Origin of the sequence: Janthinobacterium sp. SUN120 (genome assembly GCF_030397735.1) — a bacterium.
Lineage (GTDB): Bacteria > Pseudomonadota > Gammaproteobacteria > Burkholderiales > Burkholderiaceae_D > Janthinobacterium > Janthinobacterium kumbetense.
Window position 1 is genome coordinate 796,211 of the sequence record NZ_JAPUBW010000002.1, and the last position, 24,858, is coordinate 821,068.

General features: G+C 64.2%; 21 protein-coding genes. 7 read left to right on the forward strand and 14 right to left on the reverse strand.

What is annotated here, in order from left to right; translation table 11 throughout:
• Positions 1-40: 40 nt before the first annotated feature.
• The 10 genes from O0879_RS13295 to O0879_RS13340 form a co-directional block, all read right to left on the reverse strand.
• Positions 41-403 (reverse strand): translation initiation factor Sui1, encoded by a 363-nt coding sequence (locus tag O0879_RS13295; RefSeq protein ID WP_289903901.1) that lies wholly within the window; start codon positions 401-403, stop codon positions 41-43.
• 64 nt (positions 404-467) lie between these two features.
• Complete coding sequence (gene motD, locus O0879_RS13300) at positions 468-1,250, reverse strand: flagellar motor protein MotD (protein ID WP_289917868.1); 783 nt, start codon at positions 1,248-1,250, stop codon at positions 468-470.
• A 5-nt stretch (positions 1,251-1,255) separates the two neighbouring features.
• On the reverse strand, positions 1,256-2,002 hold the full coding sequence (locus O0879_RS13305) for a flagellar motor protein (RefSeq protein WP_099666849.1): 747 nt from the start codon (positions 2,000-2,002) through the stop codon (positions 1,256-1,258).
• On the reverse strand, positions 1,984-2,715 hold the full coding sequence (locus O0879_RS13310; protein WP_077407859.1) for an RNA polymerase sigma factor FliA: 732 nt from the start codon (positions 2,713-2,715) through the stop codon (positions 1,984-1,986). Before O0879_RS13310 ends, O0879_RS13305 begins: the two co-directional genes overlap by 19 nt.
• Positions 2,716-2,760: 45 nt before the next feature.
• The gene (locus O0879_RS13315; RefSeq protein ID WP_099666848.1) at positions 2,761-3,624 is read right to left on the reverse strand and encodes an antiactivator of flagellar biosynthesis FleN protein; all 864 of its coding nucleotides are present in this window, start codon (positions 3,622-3,624) and stop codon (positions 2,761-2,763) included.
• A complete protein-coding gene (gene flhF / locus O0879_RS13320) occupies positions 3,617-4,945 on the reverse strand; it encodes a flagellar biosynthesis protein FlhF (RefSeq protein WP_034785293.1) in 1,329 nt (442 codons plus the stop codon). The genes O0879_RS13315 and flhF overlap by 8 nt, the downstream gene beginning before the upstream one ends.
• Before the next feature lie 268 nt (positions 4,946-5,213).
• Positions 5,214-7,310 carry a flagellar biosynthesis protein FlhA gene (gene flhA, locus O0879_RS13325; protein WP_289916852.1) on the reverse strand — a complete coding sequence of 699 codons (2,097 nt, stop codon included), beginning with the start codon at positions 7,308-7,310 and terminating at the stop codon, positions 5,214-5,216.
• Positions 7,307-8,500: a flagellar biosynthesis protein FlhB gene (gene flhB / locus O0879_RS13330; RefSeq protein WP_289916853.1), complete on the reverse strand. Its 1,194-nt coding sequence runs from the start codon at positions 8,498-8,500 to the stop codon at positions 7,307-7,309. The genes flhA and flhB overlap by 4 nt, the downstream gene beginning before the upstream one ends.
• A gap of 140 nt (positions 8,501-8,640) precedes the next feature.
• Complete coding sequence (locus O0879_RS13335; RefSeq protein ID WP_289916855.1) at positions 8,641-9,639, reverse strand: fumarylacetoacetate hydrolase family protein; 999 nt, start codon at positions 9,637-9,639, stop codon at positions 8,641-8,643.
• Positions 9,640-9,726: 87 nt separating this feature from the next.
• On the reverse strand, positions 9,727-10,437 hold the full coding sequence (locus tag O0879_RS13340; RefSeq protein ID WP_034754110.1) for a 16S rRNA pseudouridine(516) synthase: 711 nt from the start codon (positions 10,435-10,437) through the stop codon (positions 9,727-9,729).
• Between the two features lie 256 nt (positions 10,438-10,693).
• On the opposite strand from O0879_RS13340, the gene O0879_RS13345 reads away from it, so the two are divergent.
• Positions 10,694-11,071 (forward strand): hypothetical protein, encoded by a 378-nt coding sequence (locus O0879_RS13345; protein WP_289916856.1) that lies wholly within the window; start codon positions 10,694-10,696, stop codon positions 11,069-11,071.
• 374 nt (positions 11,072-11,445) lie between these two features.
• Here O0879_RS13345 and O0879_RS13350 read toward each other — a convergent pair whose 3' ends face one another.
• From O0879_RS13350 to O0879_RS13365, 4 genes are all read right to left on the reverse strand, one after another.
• Positions 11,446-12,447, reverse strand: coding sequence for a S49 family peptidase (locus O0879_RS13350; RefSeq protein ID WP_289911206.1), 1,002 nt, complete (start codon positions 12,445-12,447; stop codon positions 11,446-11,448).
• Between the two features lie 39 nt (positions 12,448-12,486).
• Positions 12,487-12,864, reverse strand: a complete 378-nt coding sequence (locus O0879_RS13355; protein ID WP_115057572.1) for a Rieske 2Fe-2S domain-containing protein — start codon at positions 12,862-12,864, stop codon at positions 12,487-12,489.
• Entirely contained in the window at positions 12,861-13,520 is a 660-nt protein-coding gene (locus O0879_RS13360) for an HAD-IIIA family hydrolase (RefSeq protein WP_035821424.1), read from the reverse strand. The genes O0879_RS13355 and O0879_RS13360 overlap by 4 nt, the downstream gene beginning before the upstream one ends.
• Positions 13,521-13,608: 88 nt before the next feature.
• A complete protein-coding gene (locus tag O0879_RS13365) occupies positions 13,609-14,604 on the reverse strand; it encodes an RluA family pseudouridine synthase (RefSeq protein WP_077407877.1) in 996 nt (331 codons plus the stop codon).
• Positions 14,605-15,290: 686 nt separating this feature from the next.
• On the opposite strand from O0879_RS13365, the gene O0879_RS13370 reads away from it, so the two are divergent.
• The 6 genes from O0879_RS13370 (at position 15,291) to O0879_RS13395 (ending at position 24,858) form a co-directional block, all read left to right on the forward strand.
• Entirely contained in the window at positions 15,291-18,395 is a 3,105-nt protein-coding gene (locus O0879_RS13370) for an Rne/Rng family ribonuclease (RefSeq protein WP_289916858.1), read from the forward strand.
• An 88-nt stretch (positions 18,396-18,483) separates the two neighbouring features.
• Positions 18,484-19,821, forward strand: a complete 1,338-nt coding sequence (gene chrA / locus O0879_RS13375; RefSeq protein WP_289916860.1) for a chromate efflux transporter — start codon at positions 18,484-18,486, stop codon at positions 19,819-19,821.
• A gap of 29 nt (positions 19,822-19,850) precedes the next feature.
• Entirely contained in the window at positions 19,851-20,972 is a 1,122-nt protein-coding gene (moaA, locus tag O0879_RS13380; protein ID WP_289916862.1) for a GTP 3',8-cyclase MoaA, read from the forward strand.
• 62 nt (positions 20,973-21,034) lie between these two features.
• Positions 21,035-22,894 carry a gephyrin-like molybdotransferase Glp gene (gene glp / locus O0879_RS13385; protein WP_289916864.1) on the forward strand — a complete coding sequence of 620 codons (1,860 nt, stop codon included), beginning with the start codon at positions 21,035-21,037 and terminating at the stop codon, positions 22,892-22,894.
• A complete protein-coding gene (locus O0879_RS13390; protein ID WP_289916866.1) occupies positions 22,891-23,673 on the forward strand; it encodes a hypothetical protein in 783 nt (260 codons plus the stop codon). Before glp ends, O0879_RS13390 begins: the two co-directional genes overlap by 4 nt.
• Before the next feature lie 285 nt (positions 23,674-23,958).
• Entirely contained in the window at positions 23,959-24,858 is a 900-nt protein-coding gene (locus O0879_RS13395) for an MHFG family PEP-CTERM protein (RefSeq protein ID WP_289916868.1), read from the forward strand.

Consider the following 24,858-nt stretch of genomic DNA (forward strand, 5'->3'; position numbering starts at 1 on the left):
ACCACAGGCGCGCGGCGGCGGGCCGCACGCCTCCGCACGCTCAGCCGCCGGCCTTTTTCGGCTGGTGGCCCAGCTTGGCCAGCGCGGCCAGGATGGCGTCGACATGGTCGCCCTGCACTTCGATCACGCCATCCTTGACGGTGCCGCCCGAGCCGCACTGCGTGCGCAACTGCTTGCCCAGCAGGGCCAGCGCGATGGCGTCCAGCGGCAAGCCCTTGACCACGGTGACGCTCTTGCCGCCGCGGCCCTTGGTCTGGCGCGAGACGCGCACCACGCCATCGCCCGCAGGCGCAGCCTTCGCTTGCGCCTTGCACGCGCACTGCGCCAGCGGCTGGCGGCAGGCGGGACACATGCGGCCCGTTTCAGTGGAATAGACGAGACCGCCCAGGGAGCTGCTTTTCATGAGGGAACGATAAAAGAGGAAGAAAGCGCGATTGTACCAAGCGGCGGCCCGCAGTTGACGAGCGTCAATTGGCCGGCGCAGGCGCCGCGGGCGCCGTCGGCACTTCCGTCACCGTTTCGGGGATGCCCGACAAAATCGTCACGGCGACCCGGCGGTTGCGCGCGCGCCCTTCCGGCGTGGCGTTCGGCGCCACGGGGATATTGTCGGCGTGGCCCACGGCCGTCAGGCGCGACGCCTTGACGCCGCTGGCGATGAACAGGCGCACCACGGCGCTGGCGCGCGCGGCCGACAATTCCCAGTTCGAGGCAAAGGTCGAATTGCTGATCGGCTGCACATCCGTATGCCCTTCCACCTGCACGTCGTGCGTGTCGTCCTTGAGCAGCACGGCCACGGCGCGCAAGGCTTGGTCCGATTCCGCCGTCAAGCCCGCCGCGCCCGGGTCGAACAGCACGCTGGCATTGATTTCCACGCTCACGCCGCGGCTCGTCTGCGTGACCCGCACCTTGCCTTCCTTGACCAGCGGCGCCAGGGTCGACGTCAAGTCCTGCGCCAGGCGCGTCATGTGTTCGCGCTCGCGGCGGATGGCTTCCGTGCGGCGTTTCAGGGCGGGGTTCGGCAACGGGATCGCCTGCGGCGCTTCCATGATGATGGGCGGTGCGCCCTTTTCCAGGCTGAAGGCCTGGCCGATGGCATTCTGGAAGACACGGTATTTGCCTTCGTTGACTTGCGAAATCGCATACATGACGACGAAGAAGGCGAACAGCAGGGTGATGAAGTCGGCGTACGAGATCAGCCAGCGGTCCTGGTTATCCGGTTCCTCGTCATACTTCCTGCGCGCGCGCCGCATCATGGTCAATGCTCGTGCAAGAGGCTGGACACGCGCTCTTCGATGATGCGCGTATGGTCGCCCGTGGCGATGTCGTACAGCACGGCGGCCGTGATTTCATACTGCACCACGCGGCGCGAAACGATGGCCTTGAGTTTATTGGCCACCGGCAGGAACAGCAGATTGGCCAGGCCCACGCCATAGATGGTCGAGACGAACGCCACGGCGATGCCGCCGCCCAGCTTGCTGGGGTCGGTGAGGTTTTCCATCACATGGATCAGGCCCAGCACGGCGCCCAGGATGCCGATGGTGGGCGAATAGCCGGCCGCCGATTCCCACACCTTGACGGCCTGGCGCTCGGCCATTTCGTAGGCGGAGATTTCCACGTCGAGCAACTGGCGCAGCTTGTCGGGCGCGATGCCGTCGACGATCATGCGCAAACCCTTGGCGTTGAAGCGGTCGGCCGTGTTTTCCATCAGGCGCTCGAGCGCCAGCGGGCCGTCGCGGCGCGCCGTCAGGCTCCATTGCCCGATGTCGCGCGCCAGCGCGGCGCGCGTGTCGGACGGCGGCAGGAACACCCAGCGCAGCATTTCCAGGCCGCGGACAAAAGTGCGCAGCCGCGTCTGCAGCAGCACGGCGCCGAAGGTGCCGACGATGACGATGGCAAAGGCGGCCGGCTGCAGCAGGGAGGCCATCTTGCCGCCTTCCAGTGCCTGGCCGACCAGCAGGCCGGCCAGCGCCAGCGCCAGCCCGATTACGCTGGACCAGTCCACGCCAGCTCCCTCAAGGTTGCGCGCAGGCGCGCGACGGCCTGGGTATGCAGCTGCGAGACGCGCGATTCGGATACGCCCATCACCGCGCCGATCTCCTTCAGGTTCAGCTCTTCTTCGTAATACAGGCCCATGAGTATTTTCTCGCGTGGCGGCAGCGCGTCGATGGCATCGATCACGGATTGCCGGAAATCGGTATCGAGCAGGGAACGCAAGGGGTCGCTGTCCTCGTCCACGCAGTGGCGGTCGAGGAAGCTGTCATTGCCGTCCGGGTCATGAAAGTCTTCGTAGTACACGAGCTGGTGGCCGCCGCCGTCGCCCAGCATTTCCTGGTAGTCGGCCAGCGACATTTTCAGCAGCTTCGCCACTTCCGACTCCGTCGGCGGATGGCCGAGGCGCTGCTGCAGGGTGCTCATCGCCTCTTCGATCTTACGCATGTTCTGGCGCATGCTGCGCGGCAGCCAGTCGCTGGTGCGCAATTCGTCGAGCATGGCGCCGCGGATGCGCAGCACGGCATACGTCTCGAACTGCGCGCCATGCGTCTCTTCATAGCGCGTAATGGCATCGAGCAGGCCGATCATGCCGGCCTGGATCAGGTCATCGACCTCGACCGAAGGCGGCAATTTCGCCTTCATATGGTGCGCCAGACGCTTCACCAGCGGAATGTGCTCCGTCAGCAAATAGTCCTTGTTCGATTTCCCTTTGACCGTGTACATAGGCTGCTTATTGTTTTCTCATCTTATCTGGTGCTGCGGTTCGATTCAGGCGCTGAACTGGTGCGGGCTCCCCGTCTGGTACAAGGTGCCGCCAAGCACCGGCGCCGCCGAACGGGCCAGCCGCTCGGCCAGTCCGCGAAACGCCACCGACGCTCCCGCCAGCGGAAACGCATCGACCACGCTGCGGCCCAGCCGCGCCGCGCGGTGCAGATACTCGTCGGCAGGCACGGAACCCATCGAAGTCAGCTTCACGGCCAGGTAGCGGCTCGCCGCCTGCGCCATATTATCGTATACCACTTTTGCTTCGGATTCGGAAGCGCCGGTGACGAGAATGCCGAACGGACGGCGTCCCAGTTCCTGGCTCAGGCGCTTGATCAGGCAGTACGCCGCCTTGATCGAGGTGGCGCTGGTCGAGACTTGCACGACGATATCCGACGATGCCATCAGCGGCACGGGGAAGCACGCGCCCTCGTCCGCCACGACGCCGTCGACCAGCACGATGCCGCTCTGGCGCGCCAGCACCTCGAACGTCTTGCCAAGGCGGCGCAGTTCATCCTCGCCCGCATAATCCATGCTGTCCATCAAATGGTTGCGCGCGCCGAGGCTGGCCACGCCGAAGCCTTGCGGCACCTGGTGGATGACCTGGTTCAAGCCGCACTGCTGGCGCGCCACGTCACGCAGGCTGGCGCCGTGCGCCAGTCCCAGGCGCGATGCCACGCCATCGCTGCCGCCGCTGGCGTCGAGCAGCAGCACGTCATTGCCGCCGTAGACGAGCGACGCGCCCAGGTTGACCAGCATGGCGCCCTTGTCGTCCTGCGGCGTGGCCGAGAGGAACGTCATGACGCGCGGCTGCGGGCCGGCCAGCATGCGGCGCAAGCCTTCGGCCTGGTCAAAATCGAAATTAGCCAAGGTGCACCCCGCGCGCTTCATTGTTGCGGGCGGCCGCCTGCGCCATCAGCAGCGGCAGTTCGGCGTCGGAAAACTGCGTGGCCGCCGCATCGCGCTTGAGCTTGAAGGCACGGTCGATCAGGTAGCCGCGGTCGGCCAGGTACAGGTCTTCCGGCACGCGCTGGCCGTTCGACACATAAAACAGGTTCAGCTTCTGGCGGATCACCACGTCGAGCACATTGCCGATCGAGGCCGCTTCATCGAGCTTGGTCATGATGCAGCCGGCCAGGCCGCTGCCCTGATACGCGCGCACCACTTCATTCAACGTTTCCTGCGTGGCCGTGGAGTTCAGGCACAGCAGGCGCTTCACGTCGGCGCCGGCGCCCGACAGCATGGCCACCTGTTCCGTCACCATCTGGTCGCGCTGGCTCACGCCCACCGTATCGATCAGCACCGTGTGCTTGTTCTTCAATTCTTTCAGGGCGATGCGCAAGTCCGCCTCGTCCTTCACCGAATGCACCATCACGCCGAGGATCTTGCCGTAGATGCGCAGCTGTTCGTGCGCGCCGATACGGTAGGCATCCGTGGTGATCAGGGCCAGCTTTTCCGGGCCGTGGCGCATCACGCAGCGGGCCGCCAGCTTGGCCGTGCTGGTGGTCTTGCCGACGCCCGTCGGGCCCACCAGGGCAAATACGCCGCCCTGCTCCAGCATGGCGTCTTCATTGGCCACAGTATTCAGGTTACGGCTGAGGACCGTCTTGATCCAGCGCATGCTTTGCGCGCCGTCGAGGCCGGCCGGCAGCTTGTCGATCAGGTAGCGCGCCAGGCTGGCCGAGAAGCCGGCCGCCAGCATTTCGCGCAGCACGACGGCTTTTTGCGGCTCGCGCTGCTGCGTCGAACCCCACGAGATTTCCGCCAGCTGGGTTTCCATCATGCCGCGCATGGCGCGGATTTCATTCATCATGCCGCTCATCTCGGCGGCGGCGTTTTCCTTGACGTGCGCCAGCGCGCTGGCCATCATCTGCTGCATGCGGGCCATGTCCACTGGCTCGGAGGCAGCCTGGCGCGGCGCGGCAGGACGTGGCGCGGCCGGGCGCTGGGCCGGGGCGGCCGGACGCTGCGGCGTGGCGAACTGGGTCTGCAACTGGGGACGGGGCTGGGCCATTTCGGAGGCGGCCGGCGGCGAGGCCAGCGAAGCGGCGTCGTCATTGGCCAGCGCGAGGATTTCCACCACGCCATCGGCCTGGCGGTTCGACAGGATCACGGCGTCGGGGCCCAGCGCTTCGCGCACCTTGCGCAGCGCATCGCGCGACGAGGCGCCCGTAAATTTCTTCACATTCATGACCGGCCTCCCAGGGCGGGGGTGGCGCAATATTGGCTGAACTGTGTGACCATCGTCGACTCCTGTTGCTTGAGTGCTGTCTTCCACATGGACACAGATCACCCGGACAGTTTCCATTATTAGCGATGCTTACAGGAAATGATCGAAGGAACAGGACGGGAAAGTACCCGTTATTCAGTTTGCCGAGAGGAAATTGATGTTTATTTGACCAAAAGCAAGCACCGGGAGTCCGTCCCGCAGGAACCAACCCCGATGCCGCTTATCACAACTACTGCGCGCCCACCAGCGCCGTGACGCGGATGGTCTTGGTTTCCGGCACTTCCGCATGCGACAGCACTTTGAGCTGCGGCAAGGCGCGGCGCAGGAAACGCGACAGCAAGGCGCGCAGCGGCGCCGGCACCAGCAGCACGGGCGTCAGGCCCAGCGCTTCCTGTTGCTGGGCAGCCAGGCCCGCCTGGTGCGCGATGGTGTCGGCCAGGCCCGGCTCGATGCCGGCGCCGTCGCCGCCATTGCCCATCGCCTGCATCAGCAGCCGCTCCAGGCGGCTGTCGAGGGTCATCACGGACAGTTCGGCCGAGCCGGGGAACAATTGCTGCACGATGGCGCGGCCCAGGGCCACGCGCACCAGCGCCGTCAGGTCGTTCGGGTCTTGCGTGCTGACCGTATGCTCGGCCAGGGTTTCGATGATGGTGCGCATGTCGCGGATGTGCACGCCCTCGGCCAGCAGGTTCTGCAGCACCTTTTGCAAGGTCGACAGGGACAGCATCTTCGGCACCAGGTCTTCCACCAGGCGCGGCGACTCCTTGCCCAGGTGGTCGAGCAGCGATTGCACTTCCGCGCGGCCCAGCAGCTCGGAAGCGTGCGAGGTGATCAGGTGGTTCAGGTGCGTGGCCACCACCGTCCCCGCGTCGACCACCGTATAGCCCATCGACTGGGCCTGGTCGCGCAGGCTGGCGTCGATCCAGGTGGCGGGCAGGCCGAAGGCGGGGTCGTTCGTGGCCAGGCCGGGCAAGGTGCCGCTGGCCATGCCGGGATTAATCGCCAGGAACTGGCCATTGAACGCTTCGCCCACGCCCACTTCCACGCCCTTCAGGGTGATGCGGTAGGCGGACGGTTTCAATTCCAGGTTGTCGCGGATATGCACGGGCGGCGCCAGGAAACCCACTTCCTGGGCAAATTTCTTGCGGATGCCCTTGATGCGTTTGAGCAATTCGCCGCCCTGCGTCTTGTCGACCAGGGGGATCAAACGGTAGCCCACTTCCAGGCCCAGGGTATCGACGGGCATGATGTCTTGCCAGCTGGCTTCTTCCTGCTCGGGCGCCACGGTTGCTTGCGGCACTTCGGCCGGCTTTTCGGCCGCCGCTTTTTCCTGCGTGCGTTTCTTGCTGATCAGATAGGCGGAGCCGGCCAGCAGGGACGCCAGCAGGATGAAGACCATGTTCGGCATGCCGGGAATCAAGCCCATGCCGCCGATGATGCCGGCGGTGATATATAACACTTGCGGTTTCGCAAACAATTGCCCCACCAGCTGGGTGCCGATGTCCTGTTCGCTGGCCACGCGCGAGACGACGATACCGGCCGCCGTGGAAATGATCAGCGAAGGAATCTGCGCCACCAGGCCGTCACCGATGGCCAGCAAGGTATAGTTCTTCAGCGCATCGGCAAAGCCCATGTCGTGCTGCAGCAAGCCCACCAGCAAACCGCCGACGATATTGATGACGGTGACCATGATGCCGGCGATGGCGTCGCCGCGCACGTATTTGCTGGCGCCGTCCATGGCGCCGTAGAACTCCGCTTCCTGCGCCACTTCCGTGCGGCGGCGGCGCGCTTCGTCTTCGCCGATCAGGCCCGCGTTCAGGTCGGCATCGATGGCCATCTGTTTACCAGGCATGGCGTCCAGCGCGAAACGGGCGCCCACCTCGGCGATACGGCCCGCACCCTTGGTCACGACGGTAAAGTTGATGATCGTCAAAATGATAAACACGACGATACCGACCGTGTAGTTGCCGCCAATCAAGAAGTGACCGAACGCCTCGATCACCTTACCGGCCGCGTCGGCGCCCGTATGGCCTTCCGTCAACACCACGCGCGTGGACGCCACGTTCAGCGACAGGCGCAGCATGGTCGACACGAGCAGGATGGTCGGGAACGCCATGAAGTCGAGCGGCTTGACCGTGTACAGCGCCGTCAGCAGCACGATGATGGACAGCGCGATATTAAAACTGAAGAAGATGTCGAGGATAAAGGCCGGCAACGGCAGCACCATCATCGCCAGCAGCATGATGATGATGATCGGCGCGGCGACGCCCTTGCTGGCGCTGCCTTTCAATCCGCTGAGCCAGGCTGGCATGGTCAGGCCGTTCATGGTGTGCTTCCTTTATTCTTGTCTGCCGCGTCTGCCGCGGGTTTGGTCTGCGACGCGGGGTCGAGCGGGTCGAGCTCGGGCGGCACGTCGAGTTTCTTCGGCTTGTCGGGACGCTCGCCCTGGCCCTTGCCATAGCTGCGCAGCTGGAACACGTAGGCCAGCACTTCGGCCACGGCGCCGTACAGCGCCTCGGGAATCTCGTCGCCGATGTCCGTGTGCTTGTACAGCGCGCGCGCCAGGGCCGGCGCTTCCAGGATGGCGACCTTGTGTTCGCCGGCCAGTTCGCGGATCTTCGCCGCCACCTCGTCGACGCCCTTGGCCACCACCTGCGGCGCGCCGCGCGAATTCTCGCCATACTTCAAGGCCACCGCGTAGTGGGTAGGGTTGGTCACCACCACGTCGGCCGTCGGCACGTCGGCCATCATGCGGCGGCGCGACATTTCATGCTGCATCTGGCGGATCTTCGCCTTGATCTGCGGATTGCCGTCCGATTCCTTCGACTCTTGCTTGACTTCCTGCAAGGACATTTTCATCTTGTTGGCGTAATGCCACATCTGGTACGGACCGTCGATGGCGGCGATCAAGCCCAGCGCGCCGACGATCAACAGGAAAGCCGTGATCAAGAGGCTGATCAGATGGGCCGAACCGGCGCGCAGGGATTCCACCGACAAGCCCAGCACGGCATCTTTTTGATGCTGCATCACCATCCAGGCGACGACGCCCACGACGAGGGTCTTGGCGATGGCCTTGAGCAATTCCACCAGCGCATTCTTCGAAAACATGTTGCCCAGGCCGCGAATCGGGTTGAGCTTGCCAAAATTGGGTGTAAACGCCTTGGAACTGAACAGCCAGCCGCCCACCAGCACGGGCGAAGCCAGGGCGACGAGCATGATGGCCAGCGCGTAAGGCAGGCACGTCAGCAGGACCGAGCCCACGTCGTAGCCGATGCGCAACATCATCGCGTCGGGATTGAGTATCTGTTCCCGGTCCAGGGTCAGCCCGGACACCATGACGGCCGTCAACCGCCGCACGATGGCGTCGCCGGCAAACCACAGGCAGCAGCCGGATGCCATCAACACAGTGAACGTTGCCACTTCACGCGATCGCGGAACGTCGCCTTCCTCACGCGCCTGCTCGAGGCGCTTCGGTGACGCGGCTTCGGTCTTTTCTGCGTCGCTGTCTTCCGACATCAATCAAACTCCGGTGAAGTCCTGCAGCCTGGCTAGGCGCAATACGGACTGGGCATGTGGCATTATCGGTTCAATTACCGCAACGCCATCAAGGGAAAAGGAGGGCGAATCCCCTGCTTTTCCTTTGCTCCCCAGTAACCTTAGCGGGACTTGCGCGCTTCAGCCTGTTTCACCGTCTGTTCAATCGCGCCAAACAGGGACTTGCCGTCATCGCCCAGCATTTCCAGCCGGACCACGTCGCCGAACAGCAAATACGGCGTGCCGGCGACGCCATCGGCGATCATCTCCTGGTTACGTCGCTCAACGATGCTGGAAAATCCCTTCTTGACTTCCTTGTTGGCGACCCCGCCCGCGCTCACCACGCTGCCGGCGCGCGCATTGCGCGTCTGGCACAGGTGGGCGAGCAATTGCGGATAATTGAACGCCATGTCGGCGCCCGCATGGGGCTGGCCCGTCAACTTTCCGTTCAGGCTGCAGCGCAGCGCGTAATGCACCTTGCCGCCGCGCCAGGCGTCCCCCAGCTCGTCGGGCGTGATGGCGACTGGAGAGCACGCCATGGCCGGTTTCGCCTGCAGGAAACCATAACCACTCGCCTGCTCGTCCGGCGCCAGGTTGCGCAAGGTGATGTCGTTGACCAGCATCAACAGCTTGATGTTCAGGTGCGCCTGGTCCGGCGTCGACCCCATGGCCACGTCGTCCGTGATGGCGGCGATGCCCGCTTCGTAGTCGATGCCCCACTGCTCGTGCGCCAGCACGATCTCGTCCTGGGCGCCCAGGAAATCGTCGCTGGCGCCCTGGTACAGGCGCGGCGCATCGCGCAGATTGGCGGGCGCCTCGCTGCCCGCCGCCTTGCAGGCCCGCTCGATCTGCTGCAGGTAGGCTGCGCCGGCCACGCGCAGGCTGCTGCGCGGCAAGGGCGCCATGCAGTTGGCGGGATCGAATTCGAAGGCGCGATGGCCGCGGCCGCTATTGATGGTCTGGTACAGCAAATCGAGCTGGGGCGCGATGAAACTCCAGTCGTCGAGCGCCTTTTGCAGGGTCGAGGCGATGCCATCGGCCAGATGGGCCGTTTTCAGGTCGCGCGAGACGACAGCCAGCTGGCCGTCGCGCGTGCCATCCTTCAGGGTAGCTAATTTCATGTGCGGGAAACTTCGTCAAATGCAGGCAATGGAGACTAAAGACGCCAAAAAGCCGGGATATCCCCGGCTTTGGCGGTCAGGAAGGGGCTAGGCCAGGAGCGCGATCTGCTCGGGCGTGAGGTAGCACCACTCGCCTTCGGCGATGCCCAGCGATTCCAGGGTCAGGCTGCCGATGGCGGAACGGTGCAGCGCACTGCAATGGTTGCCGGCGGCGGCCAGCATGCGCTTGACCTGGTGGTACTTGCCTTGCTCGAGCACGATTTCCAGCTGGTGCTCGCCGCGCTTGACGCAGACGAGGGCCGCCAGCGGGGCCGGCTCGTCGTGCAATTGCACGCCGGCCAGCAGCAGGGCCACCAGCTCATCCGTCACGGGCTCTTGCGTGGTGGCCTGGTAAATCTTCGGAACGTGGCGCTTCGGCGACGATTGTGCATGGATAAACGGGCCATCGTCGGACATCAGCAGCATGCCGGTCGTATCGTGGTCGAGCCGGCCGACGGGCTGGACTTCGCGCCAGGTGAATTGTTCCGGCAGCAGGGTCAGCACGCCAGGATGATGGCTGGGCTTGCGCGAGCATTCGAAGTTGGCGGGCTTGTTCAGCGCCAGGTACAGGTGCGCGCGGTACACCCACTCTTCTTCGAACACGTGCAGCACCAGGCCTTCGGTCTCGACGGTGGTGCGGTAATTGGTCTGGGTGACGCCATCGATGACGACATCGCCATCCTCGATAAGGGAACGACAATATTTACGGGTGCCAAAACCCTGCGATTGCAGGATGCGGTCTAGGGATAATTTACTCATGGGCGTGACTTTACCAGAAGCGGCTGGCAGCGTGAAGCGGCGGCGCCTGGCGTCCGCGCGGCGGCCCAGGCGGCACGAAACCATGGTGCACGCAGAAATACCAAAAAGAACAAGGTGAGATTTGGCGAGAAATGGTTGATTCCTTTGAGAAATATCAAGCGCTCGGAATATCGCGTTGATAGACTGAAACTTCGTTAGGAATCCGCCTAACGAGGTTTAGGAATAATAACTAGGCAACGACTGACAAGGACATCGTATGGAGCATACCGATACCATCGCCTTACAAGGCAACATCGCCGACATGCGCCTGCGCATCGCCGCAGAACAGGCGGCCATGCACAAGGTCAGACTCGGCGTGGCGCGCTGGAGCACCGCCCCTGCGCCACAGGATGCGGACGCGCCGCCATCGCCGGCAAGCCAGACGCGCTGGCATGCCGAGGCGCAATGTCATTTCATGTGCTGGCTGGAACTGGGCGGTTTTGCGCACGCAGATGCGCAGGCCGACAACGTGACCGCGCCCGCCATGGCGGACATGCCGTCCGACATCGGCAGCAACGTTGACGCCGGTGCAACAGCAGCCAGGGAAACCAGCGCCGTTCCCCTGCCCGTGCACTGCAACGGCTGCGCCGTCTGAGCGCGGCCCATCCGACCAGCCATGCCACGCCCTCGCATGCCTGCCTTGCCAGCACGCCCAACCCCATCCAGCGATACCGGACCATCGAGCATGAACGACGCACAAAAGGAAACGGCGGCATTGCGCCGCCGTTCCCAAGCCCCATCGGGACTTTAGTGAGGAATGTAAATTCACTCAAAACCACATCTGCGATGCGGCGAGTAGTTCCAAGACCTGCCAATCAAGTTAGTACTGACAACATAGTTGATATATCGCCCCTCCTTGAAAAGAACTACGCCTTCACTATAGCCCAAGCAGCCCTATTTTCAAGCCAATTTACCACCTTATTGAAAATCATTCTCGACTGGCTTGCCTGCCTGCCAAGAGTGATGTCCTCAGCGCAACGCCGGTTGCGACTGCTGCACGGCCGCCTTCATGGCACCCGCACCCATGGCGGCGCCAAACTTCTTCAGCACCCGTTCCGGCAAGCCTTCATGCTGCGTGTAGTCGACGATGTCTTCCGCCTTGACGATGTCGCGCGCCACGCTGTCGACCGTGCCGAAATCGTCGGCCAGTCCCATTTCCACGGCTTTCGCGCCCGTCCAGTACAGGCCGGAGAAGGTATCGGCCGTTTCCTTCAGGCGCTTGCCCCGTCCCGCGCGCACCACGTCGATGAATTGCTGGTGGATTTCATTGAGCATGCCTTGCGCATACGCCTTGTGTTTTTCCGTCAGGGGGCTGAACGGGTCCATGAAGCCCTTGTTCTCGCCCGCCGTCAGCAGGCGGCGCTCGACGCCCACCTTTTCCATCACGCCCGTGAAGCCGAAGCCATCCATCAGCACGCCGATGGAACCGACCACGCTGGCCTTGTTGACGTAGATGCGGTCGGCGGCGGCGGCGATGTAATAGCCGCCCGAGGCGCACATTTCATCGACCACCACATATAAAGGCTTGTCCGGATAGCCCTTGCGCAAACGCTGCATCTCGTCGACGATCATGCCGGCCTGCACGGGACTGCCGCCCGGACTATTAATATGCAGCACCACGGCTACGGAACCGGCATCGGAAAACGCCTTGTCCAGCGCGGGGATGACGACGGCGGCCGAGCCGCTGCCTTCGGACTCGATGGCGCCGCTGATGTCGATCAGGGCCGTGTGGCGGCCCAGGGTTTCGCTGTCGTCGGCCGTGTTGTAGTCATAAAACACCCACAGGGCGAACAGCACGATCAGCAAGCCGAAGACCTTGAAAAAGATGCTCCAGCGGCGGTGCGCGCGTTGCTCTTGCAAAGTGGCAAATACCAGCTTTTCCAGCACCTCGCGCTCCCAGTGTCCCGCAGGGGCACCGTGGCCGGCGGCTGGCGCGCTACTGTCCAGCTTGTCATTCGTGTTATCGCTCATGGTTCACTTTGCGTAAATTACAGAAGGCCTGCCCCGGCCTCAGGCCGGCAGCGGCTGGACATACTCGTCGGGTTGCCAGTACAGCTGGCCATCGCGCTCGGCCACGGCGATCGGGCGCAAGCGCCCGCCCTTGCAGGGGCCGCCCGCACAGTAGCCGCTTTCCGGCACATAGATGGCGCCATGCGTCGAACACATCAGGTACAAGCCGCTGGACTCGAAAAACTCGCCTTCCGCCCAGTCCAGCTCGATCGGCACGTGGGCGCAGCGGTTCAGGTAGCCATACGCCTTGCCGCCATGGCGCACGACAAAGCCCGTGGTGGCTTCACCGCCGGCCGAGACGGGAAAGCGCACGCCCTTGCCGCCATCGGCCACGGCGTCGGCGGCACAGATGAAAACGTCGACAACATCGTTCATCATGCGTGCTCGCTCAGCCATTGATGCAGCTCGGCCACCGTGGCGGCCGAATACAGGGGATTGCAAGCTTGCAACTGTGCCACCGGATGCGCTCCATACTCTACGGCAATACCAGCCGCGCCTGCATTGCTTGCCATCAACAAATCATGACTGGTGTCGCCGATCATCACGGTGCGGCGCATGTCCTGCCCCAGTTCCCGCGTCAGTTCCTGCAGCATGGCTGGATGGGGCTTGGAAAAGGTTTCATCGGCGCAACGCGTCGCATCGAACAAGGACAGCAGCTTGACGGCATTCAAGGAGCGGTTCAGGCCGACGCGGCTCTTGCCCGTGGCGACGGCGAGGAAATATGCTTGCTGCGACAGTTCTTGCAGCATCTCGTAGACGCCAGGAAACAAGGCCAGCTCATGGTCGCGCGACAGATAGTGATAACGGTAGCGTTCCGCCATGCGCGCATGGTATTTCGGCTCCACGTCGGGCATCACCAGCTGCATGGCTTCCTGCAAGCCCAGGCCGATCACGTGCGAAGCGAGCAACTCGGTGGGAATTGGCAAGCCCAGGTCTTTGGCCGACGCCTGGATGCACTTGACGATGGTCGAGGTACTGTCTATCAGGGTACCGTCCCAATCGAAGACGATCAGATCAAATTGCTTTCTTGCCATGTTTCCCGACGGCATAGCCGCCGGCTCCTTGAGAATGAATGCTGGCGACTGACTACCTTGTGGGTAGTGTCGCGCGCACGGTGGATATTTAGCGTGCGGCAACGGCCAATGGTTTGCCCAAGCTTACCAAGAAACGCTCGCATTCGGCAGCCAGCGGCGCGTTCAAGGTCATCGTCTTGCCCGTTTCCGGATGCGTGAACGTGATCTGGTGCGCGTGCAGGAACATGCGTTTCAGGGCGCCGCGCGTGCTGTCGGCTTTCAACAGGGCACGGTTGAGGGCAAAGTCGCCATATTTATCGTCGCCGGCGATGGGGAAACCGGACGAAGACAGGTGCACGCGGATCTGGTGCGTGCGTCCCGTCTTCAATTCCGCTTCCAGCAAGGCGAAGTTGTGATATTTATGCAACAGTGAAAACACCGTGTGCGACGCCAGGCCATCGGCCTGCACGGCCACCCGGCGCTCGCCTTCGGCCGTCGTATATTTATGCAACGGCAACTTGATATGCTGGCGCGCATTCTTCCAGTCGCCCGCCACCAGCACCAGGTAGCGCTTGTCCGTGACGCCGTCGCGCATCTGTTCATGCAGATTCGTCAACGCGGAACGTTTCTTTGCAAGCAACAACAAGCCGGACGTGTCGCGGTCCAGGCGGTGCACCAGTTCCAGGAACTTGGCGTCGGGGCGCGAAGCGCGCAATTGCTCGATCACGCCGAACGACACGCCCGAGCCGCCATGCACGGCCACGCCGGCCGGCTTGTCGATGACGAGCAGCTGCGCATCTTCGAAGATGATCTTGAATTCGGCGGCCGGCGCGCCCGTGGCGGCCTTTTCGGCCACGCGCACGGGTGGAATGCGCACCACGTCGCCGGCGGCGAGACGGTACAGCTGATCGATACGGCCTTTATTAACCCGCACTTCTCCCGATCGCAAGATCCGGTAGATGTGGCTTTTAGGCACTCCCTTGCACACTCTTAATAAGTAGTTGTCGATGCGCTGGCCTGCTTCTTCCTCGGCGATCGTTACGAATTGGGCTTGCGGCTGAACCGGGGGTGTTGAAGGGGGAACAACATCATTTTGACTCTTCATTTACTATGTCTTCCCAGAAATCTCTCTAAGTCCTTCATTTTGAATATATAATTGTTTTTGCTGCGGCCCTGGCTGCTGCGAGTGTAAGAATAAAAGCACATTTTACACAGGGGCGTCTCCACCGGCCTCGCCAAATTGCAAATTCGGTGGAAAAAAATGTATATGCACCATCCCTGCGCGAATCAAGGTTGCACCGTAGTTGTAATCGGATAACGCGTGGAGATGCTGAAGTGAGTGTATTGGATTATAAGGATAAGTACCCGTTAGCGCGACTTATCGAGTCGGGCTCGCGGGTTGATGAAGTTGATAACGCTTGCCGTTTTCGCCAAACCCCGTATGCGGCCACAATACTGAGGGTTGTCGATGAATAGGCTGAGGCCAAGCCTCGCCATCGCGATCCCTGTAATGAGCCGGCTTACGATTTGGCTCTGAATTTGCTGACCACTTGCATTCTCTGCCCCCGACATCCGGGCTGCTTCAGATGAGTTGCAGGTGTCCTGTGCACTCGGCATGACGATCGACCTCACCGCGCCTGTTGCGGCCGTAACGTATACCTCGTACGCGTTGTTGCTCTGCACGCCTAGGCATTTCCCCCGCCAGCACTCCCGTTCTCGCATATATCCCTGTACTTCGCCGCTTCCCCGGAAGCGGCTTTGAGATGGCCTACGGGTCGCGGAGTTATAAAAATGAAACGCATGTTGTTTAATGCCACGCAGCAAGAAGAACTGCGCGTAGCGATTGTCGACGGACAAAAACTGATCGACATCGATATCGAGACAGCCGGGCGCGAACAGCGCAAATCCAACATCTACAAGGGCGTGATCACGCGCATCGAGCCATCGCTCGAAGCGTGCTTCGTCAGCTATGGCGAAGACCGCCACGGCTTCCTGCCCTTCAAGGAAGTTGCCCGCACGTACTTCCGCGAAGGCGTGGACGTGCGTAACGCCTCCGTCAAGGAAGCGCTGCGCGAAGGCCAGGAAATCATGGTCCAGGTGGAAAAGGAAGAGCGCGGCAACAAGGGCGCCGCCCTGACCTCGTTCGTCTCGCTGGCCGGCCGTTACCTGGTATTGATGCCGAACAACCCGCGTGGCGGTGGCGTATCGCGCCGCGTGGAAGGTGAAGAGCGCCAGGAATTGCGCGAAACCATGGATAAACTGGACTTGCCAGCTGGCATGTCCGTCATTGCCCGCACCGCCGGCATCGGCCGCAACGTCGATGAACTGCAGTGGGACTTGAATTACCTGATGCAACTGTGGCGCGCCATCGAAGGCGCCGGCAAGTCGGCCAACGGCGCTTTCCTGATCTACCAGGAATCGTCGCTCGTCATCCGCGCCATCCGCGACTACTTCCAGCCCGACATCGGCGAGATCCTGATCGACACCGACGAGATCTACGACCAGGCGCACCAGTTCATGAGCCACGTGATGCCCGACATGGTGCACCGCGTGAAACGCTACAGCGACGACGTGCCGCTGTTCTCGCGCTTCCAGATCGAACACCAGATCGAAACGGCGTACAGCCGCACCGTGCCGCTGCCATCGGGCGGCGCCATCGTGATCGACCATACGGAAGCGCTGGTCTCCGTCGACGTCAACTCGGCCCGCGCCACGCGCGGCTCGGACATCGAGACGACCGCCTTCAACACCAACTGCGAAGCGGCCGAAGAAGTGGCCCGCCAGCTGCGCTTGCGCGACTTGGGCGGCCTGATCGTCATCGACTTCATCGACATGGAAGTGGCAAAAAATCAGCGCGAAGTGGAACAGCGCCTGAAAGATGCCCTGCACCATGACCGTGCCCGTGTACAAATGGGCAAGATTTCCCGCTTCGGCCTGATGGAACTGTCGCGCCAGCGCCTGCGTCCTTCGCTGTCCGAAGGCTCGCACGTGACGTGCCCGCGCTGCTCCGGCACCGGCCACATCCGCGATACGGAATCGTCCGCCCTGCAGGTGCTGCGCATCATCCAGGAAGAGGCGATGAAGGAAAACTCGGCCACCATCCACGTGCAAGTGCCCGTGGACGTGGGCGCCTTCCTGCTGAACGAAAAACGCGGCGAAGTACTGAAGATCGAAAACCGCCACCGCATCGCCGTGATCCTGATCCCGAACAAGCATCTGGAAACGCCGCACTACAAGCTGGAACGCATCAAGCACGACGATCCGCGTCTGGAAGACAGCCAGGCCAGCTACAACCTGGCCGAAAGCGCTGAAACCGACATGGCTTACAGCAAGCGCCAGAAGGAAGAAGCCAAGCCGCGCCAGGAAGCCGTCGTCAAGACGATCACCCCTGACCAGCCGGCACCGCTGGTCGAGCGCAAGCCCGTCGAAGCGAAACCGGCTCCCGTGGCCGCGCCTGCCGCGCCGCAAGGCCTGATCGCCAAGATCATCAGCTTCTTCACCGGCGCCCCGGCACCGGTGGCACCGGCACCCGCCCCAGTCGCACCAGCCAAGCCGGCCGGCGCCGACCGCGGCGACCGCAACAGCCGTGGCCCGCGTGGCCGTGGCCGCAATGGCAAGCCTGGCCGCGAAGAGCGCGAACCTGGCCAAGGCCGTCCAGCCCAGGACGATGCCGCGAAAGAAGCGGAAGCACTGGAAAAAGCGGCCCGTCCGCCACGCCCGCCGCGTCCGCCACGCGAACCGCGTGAAGCACGCGAAGGCGGCGATGCAACGGCAGCGCCACGCGAACGGGGCGAACGTCCTGAACGCGCGGAACGCCCGGAGCGCGCCGAGCGTCCGGAACGTGCCGAACGTCCGCCACGCCAGCCACGCGAAGGCCGCGAACCACGCGCCGACAAGGCTGTTGTTGCTGAAGTGAAAGCTGAAGAGCTGGCACTGGTTGGCGCCACCGCCAGCGCAGTGAACGTCGTCGTGCCGTCCAGCGGCCCTGAATCCGACGCCGCACCGGCCAACCTGCTGAAAGCACCGGCGAATGCCGGTCCTGAAGGCGAAGAGACGGAAAACGACGTGGAAGGCGAAGAACCGCGCCGCCGTCGTCGTCGTGGTGGTCGTAACCGCAACCGCCGCGACCGCGAAACGGGCGAGCTGATCGAATCGGCAAATGGCGAGAACGAAGGCCAGGATGCGCCAGTGATCAGCTTTACGGTTGCTCCGGCGCCGGAAGCTGCTGTCGCTGCCGCGCCAGTGGAAGCTGCCGCCGAAGCCGCGCCAGCCGTCGTGGCTGAAGTGGTGGAAGTGGCGGAAGTGGCCAAGGTCGTGGACATCGCCAAGGTCGAAGAAGCCGCTCCTGCCGCAGAAGTTGCCCCAGTTGCTGAAGTGATCGTGCCGGCAGCCCCTGTCGAAGCGGCTGCAGCGCAAGCTGAACCAGCCGCTGCCGAACCGGCGCCGGTTGCCGAGTACAGCTTCGCCGAGAAAGCGCAAGCTGCACCTGCGCCTGCGCCAGCGGAAGTCATCGTCGAAGCGGCGCCAGTCGTGGAAGCAGTTGCTGTCGTGGAAACGGTCGTCGTGGTGGAAGAATCGCCGGTAGCCGAAGCGGCACCTGTCGTGGCGGAAGCCGCGCCGGTGGTTGCCGAAGTTGCTCCTGCGCCTGCTCCTGCGCCGGCACCTGTCGCCGCGCCTGCCCCGGCACCTGCCGCGCCAGTGGCCGCGCCGCTGGACTTGAGCGCAGTGCTCGGTTCGGCCGGCCTGACCCTGGCTGCCACCGATCCGGAAAAACTGCGCCTGGCGCAGGAAGCGGCCGCCAAGGCAGTCGCTCCGGTACGCAAGCCGCGCGAACGCAAGCCATTGCCGCCGCAATCGGATGAGCCGTTGATCCAGGTCAACACGCAACGTCCATAAGCGTGCCGGGTTCGCCCAGCCGCCGATGATGAAAGGGGAAGCTCAGGCTTCCCCTTTTTTACGTCCCCACCCTTGCCAGCCAGCCGCCATGCACGAGAACGCCAACCAACTTCCCTCCCCCGTCAGCCTGCGCAGCGCCTTCTGGTACTGGCTCAAGCTCGGCTGCGTCAGCTTTGGCGGCCCGGCCGGGCAAATCGCCATGATGCATGCGGAACTGGTGGAAAAGCGGCGCTGGATTTCCGAACAGCGCTTCCTGCACGCCCTGAACTACTGCATGCTGCTGCCGGGGCCGGAGGCGACCCAGCTGGCCATCTACATCGGCTGGCTGATGCACCGCACGCGCGGCGCCCTGGTGGCGGGCCTGCTGTTTTTGCTGCCTTCGCTGCTGCTGCTGATCGTCCTGTCCTGGCTGTACATGGCATATGGCCACGTGGCCGCCATCGCCGGCATCCTGTACGGCGTCAAGCCGGCCGTCGTCGCCATCGTGCTGGCGGCCGCCTGGCGCCTGGGCCGGCGCACCTTGCGCAGCCCCGGCCTGATCGCCATCGCGGCCGGTGCATTTGTCGCCATCGCCGCGCTACGGCTGCCATTTCCGCTGATCGTGCTCGCCGCAGCCCTGCTGGGCATGGCGGGCGGCCGCTGGCTGCCGGCCCACTTCCATGCCGGCGCCGCCTCGCATGGCGGCGCGGCCCGCTACGGCGCCGCCCTGATCGATGACGACACGCCCACGCCGGAACATGCGCGCTTCAGCTGGCCGCGCCTGCTTGGCACGGCCGCCGTGGGCCTGGCCCTGGCCTTCCTCGCCTGGCTGGGCCTGGCGCTGGCGGGCGGCGCGGACCAGCCGCTGGCGCAGATGGGCGTGTTTTTCAGCAAGGCCGCCCTGCTGACGTTCGGCGGCGCGTATGCCGTGCTGCCCTACCTGGTGCAGGGCGCCGCCGAGCACTACCACTGGATCACCAGCGCGCAAATGATGGATGGCCTGGCGCTGGGCGAAACGACGCCCGGCCCCCTGATCATGATCGTCGCCTTCATCGGCTTTGTCGGCGGCTGGAGCCATGCCGTGACGGGAGAACACCTGTGGCTGGCGGGCGTGTGCGGCGCGCTCGTCGCCAGCTGGTTCACCTTCCTGCCCTCGTTCATCTTCATCCTGGCCGGCGCGCCGCTGGTGGAAGCATCGCGCGGCAATCTGCGCCTGAGCGCGCCCCTGACGGCCATCTCGGCGGCCGTGGTGGGCGTCATCGCCAGCCTGGCCCTGTTCTTTGGCCGCCATGTCTTCTGGCAAGAAAACCCGCTGCCGCACTGGGACTGGCTGGCGATCGCCATCGCGCTGGCGGCCGGCGTGGCGCTGATCAAGTTTCAAGTGGGCACCATCAAATTGCTGCTCGCCTGTGCCATCTTCGGCCTCGTGCTATCGTATCTGCCTTGAACGACTCAACGTAAGTGGTATCACCTTTCATGGCTGACAAGATTATCTACCTCGCCGAAGCCCGCAATGGGGCTTTGGCGATTCCCGCGCAGCTGGATAGCCCCAGCGGCAACGTGGCCGACAGCCTGGGCCGGCCCCTGCACGACCTGCGCATCTCGATTACCGACCGCTGCAATTTCCGTTGCGTGTATTGCATGCCCAAGGACGTATTCGACAAGAACCACGTCTACCTGCCGCACACGGATTTGCTGTCGTTCGAGGAAATCACGCGCGTCGCGCGCCTGTTCGTCGCGCACGGGGTGGAAAAGATACGCCTGACGGGCGGCGAGCCGCTGCTGCGCAAGAATATCGAAAAGCTCATCGCCATGCTGGCCGACCTGCGCACGCCGTCGGGCCAGCCGCTGGACCTGACCCTGACGACCAATGGTTCCTTGCTGGCAAGAAAAGCGCAGGCGCTCAAGGATGCGGGCCTGAACCGGGTCACCGTGTCGCTCGACTCGCTCGACGACGCCACCTTCAAGCGCATGAACGACGTCGATTTCGCCGTGGCCGACGTGCTGCACGGCATCGATGCGGCGCACGCGGCGGGCCTGGGGCCCATCAAGATCAACATGGTCGTCAAGGCCGGCATGAACGAGCAGGAAATCGTGCCCATGGCGCGCCACTTCAAGGGCACGCCCTACATCCTGCGCTTCATCGAATACATGGACGTGGGCGCCTCGAACGGCTGGAACTTGCAGGAAGTCATCCCTTCAGCGGAAGTGGCGCGGCGCATCGCCGCGCACATGCCCTTGCTGCCCATCGACCCGAACTACGCGGGCGAGACGGCGGCGCGCTGGCGCTATGCCGATGGCAGCGGCGAGATCGGCCTCATTTCCAGCGTCACGCAAGCGTTCTGCGGCGAGTGCAGCCGCGCCCGCCTCTCGACCGAGGGCAAGCTGTACACGTGCCTGTTCGCCAGCAGCGGCCACGACTTGCGCAGCCTGCTGCGCGGCGGCCGCAGCGATGCGGAAATCTCCTCGGCCGTGGCGCAACTGTGGCGCGGCCGCGGCGACCGCTATTCGCAATTGCGCACCAGCCAGACGGATTTGACGGGCGGTGCGCTTGAGCACGGTAAAAAGAAAGTGGAAATGTCGTACATCGGCGGCTGAATCGGGCGCAGCGCGCGCCCGCCGCTGCTACCATGGCGCATGCACCAATTTTCCTACCTGACATGATCAACAAACACGACATTACCGGCCTGATCCTGGCCGGCGGCCTCGGCACGCGCATGGGCCAGCGCGACAAGGGCATGCTGCCCCTGCATGGCCAGCCCCTGGCGCGCCACGTGGCCCAGCGCCTGGCGCCGCAAGTGGGCCAGCTGGCCCTCAGCGTCCACGCGGATGCGGGCGACTACGCGCACTTCGGCCTGCCCGTGTGGCCCGACGTGCTGCCAGGCCAGCTGGGGCCGCTGGCCGGCTTGCACAGCGGCATGCAGCACGCCAACACGCCTTATCTGCTCACCGTGCCGTGCGACTCGCCCCTGCTGCCGCCCGACCTGGCGGCGCGCCTGGCCGCCGGTTTGACACAAAGCAATGCCGACCTGGCCATCGCCGTCACCGAGGAAATCGATGCGGCGACGGGAGCGGCCGTACGCCGCCCCCACCCCGTCTTTTGCCTGGTAAAAACATCCGCCCTGCCCCAGCTCGATGCCTATCTGCGCGGCGGCGAACGCCGCATGCGCACCTGGCACGGCCCCCTGAAACTGGCCGAAGTGCTCTTCGAAAACAATAGTGCATTCGGCAACATCAATACCCCGGACGAGCTGGCCGCCCTGCAGGCGCAGGGCCTGTCCGTGCCGATGGCGCAAGCCATCCTGGCCGACACGGTCGCGCCCGTGGCCGACATCGAGGAACTGCCGCTGCCGCAAGCGTTCGAACGCATCCTGGCGGCCGACATCATCTCGCCCATCAGCGTGCCCGCGCACGACAATTCCGCCATGGATGGCTATGCGCTTTACGGAGCTGACCTTGGCGCCGACCTCGGCGGCGACACCCCCGTGACCCTGGCCGTGGTCGACACCATCCTGGCCGGGCGTCCCGGCACCGTCAAAATCGGACGCGGCCAATGCGCGCGCATCATGACGGGCGCCGTCATGCCAGATGGCTGCGACAGCGTGGTGCCGCAGGAACTGGTGCTGCAAGCGGGCGACGCCAGCATTACCGTGGCACCAGACTGCATCCGCGCCGGCGACAACCGCCGCTTCAAGGGTGAAGACTTGATGCAGGACAAGCCGGCCCTGCTGCAAGGCAAGATACTCGGACCGGCCGAGCTGGGCTTGCTGGCCTCGCTGGGCATCGCTACGGTGCCCGTGCGCCGCCGCCTGCGCGTGGCCTTCTTTTCCACCGGCGACGAATTGCGCTCGATCGGCGAGCCGCTCGACGCGGGCTGCATCTACGACAGCAACCGCTACACCCTGCTGGGCATGCTGACGCGCCTGGGCTGCGAAGTGCTCGACATGGGCATCGTCAAGGACAATCCGCAAGCGCTGGAAGCGGCCCTGCGCGGCGCCTGCGCCACGGCCGACGTCATCATCACCTCGGGCGGCGTGTCCAGCGGCGCGGCCGATTTCACGCGCGACATCCTCGCGCGCCTCGGTGACGTGGCATTCTGGCAAATCAACATGCGCCCGGGCCGCCCCATGGCCTTCGGGCGGATTGCCAGCGAAGGCGAATCGGCCTTGCTGCTGGGCCTGCCAGGCAACCCGGTCGCCGTGATGGCGGCGTTTTATTTCCTCGCCCGCCCCACCCTGCTGCGCCTGATGGGCGCCGACGCGGACACGTCCGCCCTGCCGCTGCTGCAAGTGGCGGCGCAAGCGGCGATCCGCAAGAAACGGGGCCGCACGGAATACCAGCGCGGCATCGTCGAGCGCGGCGCGGACGGGCGCCAGCACGTGCGCGTGACGGGCGCGCAAGGCTCGGGCATCCTGCGCTCGATGACGCAAGCCAATTGCATGATCGTGCTGCACGAAGCGCAAGGCCACGTGGCCGCAGGCGACCTGGTCGATATCGTGCTGTTCCAGGGATTGGTATGAAACTGGCACTGGCACTGGCCCTGCTGCAGGGCATGACGGCATACGCCGGCGAAGTGCACAGCAATGGCTACACGGTGCGCTTCGACGAACGCATCGAGGATGCACGCGGTGACTCGCGCGGCTACCCCGTGGGCCGCATCCGCCTCGTGCGCACCAGCGACCAGGCGCTCGTGTGGCAGGAAAACACGCCCTTGCGGCCCGGCTGCGGCGCCGTTGCGGCCGTCACCGCCCTCGACGACCGCTTCGTCGCCCTGTGCGGCCACCTGGGCGGGCGCCATTACACGCAAAAGATCATTTTCATGCAAGGCACCTCGCCCGCCATGGTGAGCGTGGACCAGTACGATGCGCCCAGTCCCGTGCGCGTGGAGCGCGACGGATCGCTGGCCATCGACGTCCTGCGGCGCGACCGCTTCCCTGGCGAACTGACGGGCCCGCATTACTTTCCCACCGTGTACCGCTTGCACCGCGATGACGCCACGTTCGGTTTCGTCCCCAGCTTTGATGGCGATGCCGCCGGGCGCTACTGGCAGTACTACCGCGCCACGCGCCAGGCGGCGCCGGCGGCGTCCGTGCTGCCGGAACTGCTGGCCTCCCTGCTGGCGGCCCAGGCCGGCAAGCAATCGATCTGCGCAGAACTGGACACGCTCGCCGCCGACTTGCAGCAAGGGCGGCAGTACGATGCGCAAGGCGCGCGCACCTTGATGCGCACCTGGCTGCACAAGCTGCCCGCCATCGGCTATCCCGCCTTCGATACGCAAGCCTGCCCGGGCCGCATCTAAGCATCCCTTGCCGCGCCGCCGGCGGCGCATCCCCAAGCTTCCCCTCCCGAACGGCCCGCCTTGCGCGGGCCGTTTGCATTGCCCCTTCGCAATCAATTTTCCTCCCGGAAACTGCTCGCCTATTGAGATAAAAATGCTAATTATTTCTTTAAATAACATATCAACAAACACAACACTAATTGTAATTATTTTATTTATTTGTTGATATTGAAGTTTCTTCGGTGATAACATCCGAACTTATACGAAAAGTTCAATTTTGATATTGTTTTCACGAGGAAACTAATAATGAGACACCGCTCTTGGAGCGCGGGCGCCAGCATGCTGGGAGCGGCTTGCCTGCTTGGCCTATTGACCCTCGCGCCGCCGCCCGCCCATGCCAAAGGGGCCCCTCGGGCCGACGTGCTGGACAACTGCAGCTGGAACCGCCCCGGCGCCGACCCGTTCATGGGCGATGTCGTGGCCGCCGTGGACAGGTACCCGGACATCGCGCCGCAGGTGCGCGAGCAATTGAAGGCGCGCATGCGCGCGCGCCAGTATGATGAAATCGTCGTGATCAGCCGCGACGCCATCCGCGGCAAGGGCAATTACGATGCGCGCATCAGCGACATGCATTTCGGCCCGGGCCGCGTCTGCCGCAATGTCACGCGGGCAGGCTGGAGCGAGCAGATGCAGGAAAGGGGACTCGTGTACTGCGTGCAGGGCGCCTGCATCCTCGTGCCCACCGTGTGCCGCAATGTCAGCCGCATCACGCAGGCGGCGGCCGGGCCGCGCGGCGCTGGCACGGCACCGGTTGGCGCCGCGCCCGGCGGTGCAACGCCGGCAGCGGCCGCGCCGGCGGCAACGGGCGTGCCCGTCATCGAGCATCCCGTCGCCGCGCATGGCGGCTCGCTCACGGGCGCGGCGCCGCCGGCCGTGGTGGCCGGCCTGCCCCTGCCGGGCTTCGATTTCGTGCGCGGCAGCCGCGACACGATGTTGCCGTCGGGCATAGGCGGTGGCCAGCCACCGCGCGGCAGCAGCATCTTCGTCGAGCCGTTCAACCCCACCGTCATGCTGCCTTCGCTGCCGCCCAGCGGCCTGTCCGTCCTGCCCGCCGTGCCGGAACCACAAACGTGGGCCATGCTGCTGGCGGGACTCGCGCTGACCGTCTGCGCCACGCTGCGCCGCCGGCCTGCGGCGGCGGCCTGA